Genomic DNA, 8,480 nt, shown 5'->3' on the forward strand with positions numbered 1-8,480 from the left:
GGCTGTTGCTCATGCAACAGCCCCTTCTTACTAAAACATTACATCTTCTGATGAGCGCGGCGGGCGATTACGTCCAGCTGCTGTTCTCTGGTCAGGTCGATGAATTTCACCGCGTAGCCGGATACCCGGATGGTGAAGTTGGCATATTCCGGTTTTTCCGGATGTTCCATGCAGTCGATCAGCTTGTCCACGCCGAACACGTTCACGTTCAGGTGGTGGGCTCCCTGGTCGAAGTAGCCGTCCATCACCCGTACCAGGGTGGCTTTCTGTTCTTCTTCATTGTGGCCCAGGGTTTCCGGAGCGATGGTCTGGGTGTTGGAGATCCCGTCCAGAGCATATTCGTAAGGCAGCTTGGCCACAGAGTTCAGGGAAGCCAGGAGGCCGTTCTGTTCTGCGCCGTAGGCCGGGTTGGCACCGGGAGCGAACGGGGTGTAGGCTTTCCGTCCGTCAGGCAGGGCACCGGTGGCGCCGCCGTACACCACGTTGGAAGTGATGGTCAGGATGGAAGTGGTGGCTTCGGAATTCCGGTAGGTGTGGTGTTTCCGCAGCTTGGTCATGAAGGTCTTCAGCAGCCATACAGCGATTTCATCCGCCCGGGGATCATCGTTGCCGTATTTGGGGAAGTCCCCTTCGATCTTGTAGTCCACCACCAGGCCGGATTCATCCCGGACCGTGGAAACTTTGGCGTATTTGATGGCGCACAGGGAATCCACCACATGGGAGAAGCCTGCGATGCCGGTGGCAAAGGTCCGGCGCACATCGGTGTCGATGAGGGCCATTTCTGCCGCTTCATAGTAGTATTTGTCATGCATGTACTGGATCAGGTTCAGGATGTTCACGTACAGCCCGGCCAGCCAGTCCATCATCAGGTCGAATTTGTGCATCACTTCGCCGTAGTCCAGCACGTCGGAGGTGATGGGAGCATATTCCGGCCCCACCTGCATGTGTTTGCCGTCTTTGGTCAGGAACTTTTCATCCTTGCCCCCGTTGATGGCGTACAGCAGGCATTTGCCCAGGTTGGCCCGTGCCCCGAAGAACTGCATTTCCTTCCCGGTCTGGGTGGCGGATACGCAGCAGCAGATGCTGTAGTCATCGCCCCATACCGGCTTCATCACATCGTCGTTTTCGTACTGGATGGAAGAAGTGGTGATGGAAATGTGGGCGGCGTATTTCTTGAAGTTGTCCGGCAGTGCGGAAGAATACAGCACCGTCAGGTTGGGTTCAGGAGAAGGTCCCATGTTTTCCAGGGTGTGGAGGAACCGGTAGTCGTTCCGGGTGACCATGTGCCGGCCGTCCATGCCGATACCGGCCATTTCCAGGGTGGCCCATACCGGGTCGCCGGAGAACAGCTGGTTGTAGGAGGGGATCCGGGCGAATTTCACCATGCGGAATTTCAGGGTCAGGTGGTCGATCAGTTCCTGGGCCGCCTCTTCGGTGAGGGTCCCTTCGGCCAGGTCACGGCTGATGTAGATATCCAGGAAGGTGGAGATGCGGCCCACGCTCATGGCAGCCCCGTTCTGGGTCTTTACTGCAGCCAGATAGCCGAAGTACAGCCACTGGACGGCTTCCTTGGCGTTCTTGGCAGGAGCGGAAATGTCATAGCCGTAGACTTTGGCCATTTCCTTCATCTGTTTCAGAGCCCGGATCTGTTCCGCCAGTTCTTCCCGCTGCCGGATGATGTCGTCGGTCATAACCCCGCAGCCGCAGTTGTCCAGGTCTTCGCTTTTCTTGTTGATCAGGAAGTCGATGCCGTAAAGAGCCACTCTCCGGTAGTCCCCTACGATCCGGCCCCGGCCGTAGGTATCAGGCAGACCGGTTACGATATGGCTGTGGCGGGCTTTCCGCATTTCAGCGGTGTAGGCATCGAATACAGCCTGGTTGTGGGTCTTGTGGTATTCGGTGAAGATTTTGTGGAACTTGGGGTTCACCTTGTACCCGTAGGTTTCCGCAGCTTCTTCCGCCATTTTGATGCCGCCGTAGGGCATGAAGGCCCGTTTCAGAGGCTTGTCGGTCTGGAGGCCCACCACCTGTTCCAGATCTTTCATGGATTCATCGATGTAGCCGGGGCCGTAAGCCGTCAGGCTGGAGACCACTTCCGTTTCGCAGTCCAATACACCGCCTTTGGCCCGTTCTTCCTTCTGGAGTTCCTGGACTCTGCCCCACAGTTTGTTGGTGGCTTCCGTAGGCCCTGCCAGGAAGCTTTCGTCCCCGTCATAAGGGGTATAGTTGTTCTGGATGAAATCCCGGACATCCACATCGTCCGTCCATTTCACGCCTTTAAAACCTCTCCATGCAACATTCTGATTGATGCTGTTCATTACAGATCCTCCTTTTTGAGTTCCCGTTGGTTCGTTTTTCATGGCTTAATCTTAGCCGTTTTTCCATTTTAAAACCTTGACTGGAATCAAGTTTGCTTAGACTAACTTATTTTATATTTATTCATCGTCCAGAGAACCCGTGCCCGGGTTCCTTCCTTCCGACAGTGACAGCCCTTACACGGCTCCCAGGATTTTCCGGGCCTTGTCCACTTCTTCCTGGGTGGGGGGCTTTACGTCCTTCAGCTTGTTGGGGATCCCCAGCTGTTCCCATTTGTACAGGCCCATGTTGTGGTAGGGCAGCACTTCCACCCGCTGGATGTTGGTAAGGGTGTCCAGGAATTCCCGGGTCCGCTGCAGAGACCCTGGATCGTCGGTCCACCCGGGCACCAGCACCTGCCGGACCCAGATGGGCTTTTGGATTTCCGACAGATACCGGAACAGGTCCAGGATGTTGTCATTGGGCTGGCCGGTGAGCTTTTTATGGGCTTCCGGGTCGATGTGCTTCACATCCAGCAGCAGCACATCCGTCACTTCCATCAGCTGTTGAAACTGGCTGAAGAAAGGTTCCTTCCGGGTAAAGGGCTGGCCGGCAGTGTCGATGCAGGTGCCGATGCCCCGGGCTTTGGCCTTCCGGAACAGGTCCAGCAGAAAATCCATCTGGAGCAGAGGTTCCCCTCCGCTGACGGTGATGCCCCCTTCCGGACCCCAGTAGGGCCGGTAGCGTTCCGCCTGGTCCAGCAGTTCGTCAGCGGTTTTCAGCTGGCCCCCCTGGCCGCATTTCCAGGTGTCCACATTGTGGCAGTACAGGCAGCGCATGTTGCAGCCCTGGACAAAGATGATGAAACGGGTTCCGGGCCCGTCCACGGACCCGAAGGTTTCGATGGAATGGATACGTCCCTGGATCATAATACCTCCTGATAAAAAAAGACCCCATCAAAGGGGTCACAGTTCGTACGCCTCTTGATGGGTCTCATTGTATGTGTTTTTGCAAAAAGGTTCCTTGATTTGGGTCAATAATTCCCCAGCTCCATCAGCCGGTCCGGATCCAGGACCTTGATGCTGCTCTGGCCGGTCTTTTTTACGTACCCTTCCCGTTCCAGTTCCTTCAGCTTCCGGCTGATGGTTTCCGGCCGGAGAGCCAGGCTGCCGGCCATTTCCTCCAGGCGCATGGTGATGGTGTCGCTGGTCTGCCGCCGGTACCGGTACAGCAGCAGCCCGGCCACCCGTTCCTTGGGGTCGGCGATGCTTTTTAAAAGGTTCCGCCGGTTGGCGTCGTGGAGCTTCTTGCTCAAAAGGGCGATGATCCGCATGGCCACTTCCGGTTCCTGGATGGCCTCCTCGAAATCCTTCCGGGCCAGTTTGCAGCACTCCACCCCCGTCATGGCAATGGCCGAGGCGGAATACCGGCTGTCCGGCACCAGCACCCCTTCCCAGATGGTATCATGCTCCACAAAGATCCCGGCGATCCGTTCCAGGCCGTCCTGGTCGTAGGTGCACAGTTTCACCCGGCCCTGGTGGATGATGTAGATGGCATCACAGGGCTCCCCTTCGTGGAACAGGTACTCCCCCTTGGCCAATTGCAGCCGTACCGACCGGCGGAGCAGGGTGGTCACCTTTTCCGGAGGCAGCCCCACCAGGAACTCCACACTCTTCAGGCATTCTCCCCGGCAGGCCTTGCAGTGGGCGGGGACGGGGCCTGTCATGCCTTTCCTCCGTAAAGTGCGTCATACACCGCCTGGAGCTTTTTGTCCCGGGCGGCAGTGGCTTCCCGGGCCTTGTCCCCGGCATAGTCATAGAAGCCTTTCCCGGTCTTCACCCCGTAATCCCCGGCTTCCACCTTTTCCTTCAGCAGGGCGGGCACTTCATGGGAATCTTCCAGATCCGGCATCAGGTATTCGCTGATGTGGCAGAACACGTCCAGGCCTCCGAAATCCACGGTTTCCAGGGGCCCCAGGCAGGCCCACCTAAAGCCCAGGCCGTATTTCATCACCGCATCGGCCCCTTCCACGCTGACCACTCCGTCCCGGACCAGAGCCAGGGCTTCCCGGAGCACGGCCAGCTGGATCCGGTTGGCGGCAAACCCGGGTACATCCTTTTCCACCAGGGCCGGTTTCTTCCCGATGGCCAGGGACAGGTCATAGATGGTTTTGGCCACATCCGGCCGGGTCTCCTCATTTTTGATGATTTCGATAAGGGGGATCAGGGTGGGCGGATTGAACCAGTGCATCCCCAGGAACCGGTCCGGCCCGGTGACCGCTGCCGCCAGTTTGTTGATGGACAGGCCGGAAGTGTTGGTGGCAATGATGGTTTCCGGATCTGCCAGGGGGCTCATTTCCCGGTAAAAAGCCAGTTTGGCCTCCATGTCCTCCACAATGGATTCCACGATCAGGTCCCGGCCCCGGAAGGCGTCCATACTGGTGGTATAGGTGATCTTGTCCGCCGCACCCGCCGAGATCTTCGTCCTGGCCTTGTCCAGGGTGGGCTGCCGGTGGTTCCACAAGGTCACTTCATACCCGTTCCGGGCAAAAATATCCGCCATGGAATACCCCATGGTCCCTGCTCCTGCAATGGTGATTTTTTTGATGTCCATAGTCAGCAATCCCTCGATTCTGTGATAGTGGAGGAAATCATCCTGTTTTCCCAGTTCCCGGATCTGGGCAGGGGTGGCCAGCTGGAAGCTTTCCACTTCGTCTTCCTGGATCTTTACCTGGTCCCGGGTAAAATCTCCTCGAAATTCATAAATATCCACAAAATAATTGTTCTGTTCCTCCGGGCTGTCGCTGCGGTAGGTGTGGATGCACCGGGCCTCTTCCGGGGCAAAATGGAGCCCGGTTTCCTCCCCCACTTCCCGGAGCACCGCCTGCCGGGAGGTTTCCCCGGCCCGGACGCCGCCTCCGGGGATTTCCCATTTCAGGGCAGCCCATTCCTTGTCCGCCTTCCGCTGGGTGATCAGGATCCTCCCCTGTTCGTCCCGGATCAGGGCCAGCACCGTCAGATGGTAGTCCCCCGGTTTCATATGCCAGTCGTTCCGGACCATTTTCCGGCCGGTGACCTGTTTGTTGCTGTCGTAGATATCCCAATATTCCATGGGTGTTCCTCCTTGTGTATGTTGGCGGGGCGCCGGGCCTGCGCCCCCTACGGCATCCCTGTGGATCTGTATTTTCCCTGTCTGCCCCACAGTTCCGTTTTGCTTCCGGTTCCGTAGGGGCGGCAGGCCCGGCCGCCCGCAAAATTTTCGTCCCCCTGCATGAAAAGAACCCGGCCCAAAGGACGGGTTCTCTCTTTCGGCCAGTGACTGATGACTCGTGACTGCCAGCTGGTGCTGCTCCGCAGCACCTTACAATTCCAATCCCGTTTCCGGATCCAGGCCCATGGCGATGTTCATGTTTTCGATGGCTGCACCGCTGGCCCCTTTCCCCAGGTTGTCGAACTGGGCGGACACGGTGAACCGGTCCTCGTTGCCGCACACATAGATCCGCAGGGAATCCTTCCCGGCCAGGGTGTTGGACCCCAGCATCTTGGGCAGTTCCTCGTTCTGGACCACTGTGATGAAGGCCTGGTCCCTGTAGAAATCCGCATACATCTTCCGTACCGCTGCCAGGCTCAGGTCCTGGGGCATCTGGAACCCGGCGGTCACCAGCATGCCTGCATAATAGGGCGCCACAATGGGCAGGAAAATGGGAGACTGTTCCAGTCCGGCATATTTCAGGATTTCCGGCAGATGTTTGTGCTGCTGGTTCAGCCCGTAGATCCGGGGAGCATCCAGTTCCTTGTCATGGAGATTTTCGTAAGAAGCGATCATCTTCTTGCCCCCGCCGGAATACCCGGTCAGGGAAGTAAGGGTATAGAGCCCGTCCGGAGCAATGAACCCGGCCTTCACCAGGGGCGCCAGCACGGCAATGGAGCCGGTGGCATGGCAGCCCGGGTTGGAGATCCGGCTGCTCTCCTGGATGGCATGGAGGTAGGAGGGTCCCAGTTCCGGGAACCCGTAGGCCCAGGCCGGGTCGCACCGGAAGGCCGTGGAGGTGTCGATGATCTTGGTGTCGCAGTCCTTGGCGGCTGCCGCTACTTCCCGGGACGCGGCATCGGGCAGGCACAGAAAGGCCACGTCCGCCTGGTCGATCTTTTCCAGCCGGGCATCCAGGTTCTTCCGCAGGTCCGAACTGATGGTGAGCAGTTCGATATCCGTCCGCTGTTTCAGCCGCTGGGCCAGCCGCAGGCCGGTCGTTCCTTCGCCGCCATCGATAAATACTTTAAACATCATGACCACCCCTCATTCACTGGTGCACTGGGCCCAGCCTTTATAGAATAGGAACATTATAACACAGATGGAGCCGTAGGGACAGATTTTTTATTTGCATTTTATGCATAAAAATACATTATAGTTTTTCCGGGTCCCGGATCCGTTCCACCTGGGCCTCCACCGCCGCCTCATGGCGCCGGAGGGCCTTTTCCACCAGTTCCTCATAACCGTTCAAGGCCGCAAAAGGGGCAAACTGGGCCGCCCGCTTCTTCCGGTCCATCCGGGGATGGCCGGAGATCCTGGGCCGGGGCAGATCCAGCATATCTTCATACTGCTTCATGCCCGGTGTCCTCCCACCTGACCGTTCCGCTCCCGGGTCATGGCCCCGGGCAGCAGGTTGCTCCCCCGGAGCAGGGCGTTCTTCCCGTACCGGTCCTGGATGGCCAGGATGGTTTCCTGGAGTTCCTCCTCCCGGCCCCGGGCGTACACCGGTGCCTCTTCCCGGGCAAACAGGTCCGTTTCGGCCCCCAGCAACCGCAGGGCCTCCGGGGCCTTCACATGTTCCGCGGTAAGGGAGATCTTCCGGATCAGCAGCTGGGGATCGGCCACCTGGTGGAAAAGCCCCAGGGCCGCCTCCCTGATCACCTGTCCTGAAGCGGTGTACCCGCCCGGCAGGTTCCGGGACCCGTGGCCGTGGACGGGCACCGGCCGGCCGAAATGGTCCGCTGCCACCTTTCCCCGATAGGACCGGCGCCGCTCCGGGTCTTCCAGATTGCACCGGTCGTAACCCAGGGTCAGCACCAGCTGGTCCGTCACCCGGTGCTTCTTCACCAGGTCCAGGGCCAAAAGGTCCGCCATCTCCCACAGCAGCAGCCGGGCCGTTTCCGCAGTGGCAGGCTGCTGGAGCACCTGGCCGGACCCCAGGCTGCTGCTCAGGGGCTCATAGGCCCTGATATCCTTCAGGGTACAGGGCTCCCAACCCCAGGCATGGTCGATGAGCAGTTCCGCATTCACCCCGAACAGATGGTACAACAGGTCCGGATCTTCCAGGGACATCCGGGCCACCGCCCCCATGGTGTACATGCCGTACCGCTGGAGTTTCCGGGTGATCCCCGGCCCGATCCGCCAGAAATCCGTGAGAGGGCAGTGGTCCCACAGCAGCTGCCGGTAGGTCTTTTCCGTCAGGGAAGCGATCCTCACCCCGTCCCGGTCCGGTTCCATGTGCTTGGCCACAATGTCCATGGCCACCTTGCACAGATACAGGTTGGTGCCGATGCCGGCAGTGGCGGTGATTCCCGTTTCCTTCAGCACCTGGCGGATCATCTCCCGGATCAGGCCGTAAGGAGTCCAGCCTCCGGATTTCAGATAAGGGGTCAGGTCCAGGAGCACTTCGTCCACAGAATACACGTGGATGTCCTCCGGGGCCATGAACTGGAGGTACACCTGGAGCACCTGGGCGCTTTTTTCCATGTACCGCTGCATGTGGGGCATGGCGGTGATGTAATCCACCTCCAGGGTCCGGTCCCGGCCCAGTTGGGAGGCCAGAAAGGATTTCCCTGAAAAAGAGCGGCCCCGGAGCCATCCCCGACGGAGGGTGTTCATTTCTTCCACCTGGCGGATCACTTCGAACAGCCGGGGACGGCCCGGGATCCCCCAGTGCTTCAAAGCCGGGGACACCGCCAGACAGATGGTCCGGTCCGACCGGCTCCGGTCCGCCACCACCAGACAGGCATCCAGAGGATCCAGTCCCCGCTCCACACACTCCACCGAGGCATAGAAAGATTTCAGATCAATGGCCCCATAGATTCGCTGTTCCATGACTCTCCCCGCTTTCGTTTGTTTTACTAAACGTTTGTTTGCTATTATCATAGCACAAATGGGGAAAAGAGGCAAGAGAAAGGGGCTGCTGCGGTGAGCAG

The 8,480-nt window shown here is 58.9% G+C and carries 7 protein-coding genes; all 7 read right to left on the bottom strand.

Features of this window, described 5'->3' with window-relative positions:
• Positions 1-38: 38 nt before the first annotated feature.
• The 7 genes from pflB to QVO43_RS01585 all read right to left on the bottom strand — a co-directional run bounded on the left by pflB (position 39) and on the right by QVO43_RS01585 (position 8,379).
• Positions 39-2,318 carry a formate C-acetyltransferase gene (gene pflB / locus QVO43_RS01555; RefSeq protein ID WP_022486859.1) on the bottom strand — a complete coding sequence of 760 codons (2,280 nt, stop codon included), beginning with the start codon at positions 2,316-2,318 and terminating at the stop codon, positions 39-41.
• A gap of 174 nt (positions 2,319-2,492) precedes the next feature.
• Positions 2,493-3,224 (bottom strand): pyruvate formate-lyase-activating protein, encoded by a 732-nt coding sequence (pflA, locus tag QVO43_RS01560; protein ID WP_022486860.1) that lies wholly within the window; start codon positions 3,222-3,224, stop codon positions 2,493-2,495.
• Positions 3,225-3,328: 104 nt separating this feature from the next.
• Positions 3,329-4,021: a Crp/Fnr family transcriptional regulator gene (locus QVO43_RS01565; protein WP_022486861.1), complete on the bottom strand. Its 693-nt coding sequence runs from the start codon at positions 4,019-4,021 to the stop codon at positions 3,329-3,331.
• Complete coding sequence (locus QVO43_RS01570) at positions 4,018-5,406, bottom strand: 3-hydroxyacyl-CoA dehydrogenase NAD-binding domain-containing protein (protein ID WP_022486862.1); 1,389 nt, start codon at positions 5,404-5,406, stop codon at positions 4,018-4,020. The genes QVO43_RS01565 and QVO43_RS01570 overlap by 4 nt, the downstream gene beginning before the upstream one ends.
• 249 nt (positions 5,407-5,655) lie before the next feature.
• Positions 5,656-6,582 (bottom strand): N-acetyl-gamma-glutamyl-phosphate reductase, encoded by a 927-nt coding sequence (gene argC / locus QVO43_RS01575; protein ID WP_022486863.1) that lies wholly within the window; start codon positions 6,580-6,582, stop codon positions 5,656-5,658.
• Between the two features lie 115 nt (positions 6,583-6,697).
• The gene (locus QVO43_RS01580; protein WP_022486864.1) at positions 6,698-6,901 is read right to left on the bottom strand and encodes a hypothetical protein; all 204 of its coding nucleotides are present in this window, start codon (positions 6,899-6,901) and stop codon (positions 6,698-6,700) included.
• On the bottom strand, positions 6,898-8,379 hold the full coding sequence (locus QVO43_RS01585) for a Y-family DNA polymerase (protein ID WP_022486865.1): 1,482 nt from the start codon (positions 8,377-8,379) through the stop codon (positions 6,898-6,900). Before QVO43_RS01585 ends, QVO43_RS01580 begins: the two co-directional genes overlap by 4 nt.
• Positions 8,380-8,480: the final 101 nt, after the last annotated feature.

The sequence above is a fragment of the Acidaminococcus sp. CAG:542 genome, from assembly GCF_000437815.1.
Classification (GTDB): domain Bacteria; phylum Bacillota; class Negativicutes; order Acidaminococcales; family Acidaminococcaceae; genus Acidaminococcus.